This window comes from Citrobacter sp. wls717 (assembly GCF_005280955.1).
Taxonomy (GTDB): domain Bacteria; phylum Pseudomonadota; class Gammaproteobacteria; order Enterobacterales; family Enterobacteriaceae; genus Citrobacter; species Citrobacter werkmanii.
This window is the reverse complement of the sequence record NZ_SZWW01000045.1, coordinates 1-1,116: the sequence shown is the minus strand read 5'-3', so window position 1 is coordinate 1,116 and position 1,116 is coordinate 1. Positions and strand designations below refer to the sequence as shown.

Genomic DNA, 1,116 nt, shown 5'->3' with positions numbered 1-1,116 from the left:
GCTTAAACCGGGACAACCGTCGCCCGGCCGACATAGCCTTCTCCGTCCCCCCTTCGCAGTAACACCAAGTACAGGAATATTAACCTGTTTCCCATCGACTACGCCTTTCGGCCTCGCCTTAGGGGTCGACTCACCCTGCCCCGATTAACGTTGGACAGGAACCCTTGGTCTTCCGGCGTGCGGGTTTTTCACCCGCATTATCGTTACTTATGTCAGCATTCGCACTTCTGATACCTCCAGCAGCCCTCACAGGCCACCTTCAACGGCTTACAGAACGCTCCCCTACCCAACAACACATAGTGTCGCTGCCGCAGCTTCGGTGCATGGTTTAGCCCCGTTACATCTTCCGCGCAGGCCGACTCGACCAGTGAGCTATTACGCTTTCTTTAAATGATGGCTGCTTCTAAGCCAACATCCTGGCTGTCTGTGCCTTCCCACATCGTTTCCCACTTAACCATGACTTTGGGACCTTAGCTGGCGGTCTGGGTTGTTTCCCTCTTCACGACGGACGTTAGCACCCGCCGTGTGTCTCCCGTGATAACATTCTTCGGTATTCGCAGTTTGCATCGGGTTGGTAAGTCGGGATGACCCCCTAGCCGAAACAGTGCTCTACCCCCGAAGATGAGTTCACGAGGCGCTACCTAAATAGCTTTCGGGGAGAACCAGCTATCTCCCGGTTTGATTGGCCTTTCACCCCCAGCCACAAGTCATCCGCTAATTTTTCAACATTAGTCGGTTCGGTCCTCCAGTTAGTGTTACCCAACCTTCAACCTGCCCATGGCTAGATCACCGGGTTTCGGGTCTATACCCTGCAACTTAACGCCCAGTTAAGACTCGGTTTCCCTTCGGCTCCCCTATACGGTTAACCTTGCTACAGAATATAAGTCGCTGACCCATTATACAAAAGGTACGCAGTCACACCCCGAAGGATGCTCCCACTGCTTGTACGTACACGGTTTCAGGTTCTTTTTCACTCCCCTCGCCGGGGTTCTTTTCGCCTTTCCCTCACGGTACTGGTTCACTATCGGTCAGTCAGGAGTATTTAGCCTTGGAGGATGGTCCCCCCATATTCAGACAGGATACCACGTGTCCCGCCCTACTCTTCGAGTTCACAAC

1 rRNA gene is annotated in these 1,116 nt (G+C 53.5%); it reads right to left on the bottom strand.

Annotated elements, in window-relative coordinates:
* Positions 1-1,116 (bottom strand): 23S ribosomal RNA (locus FDX09_RS19505); the annotation flags it as partial.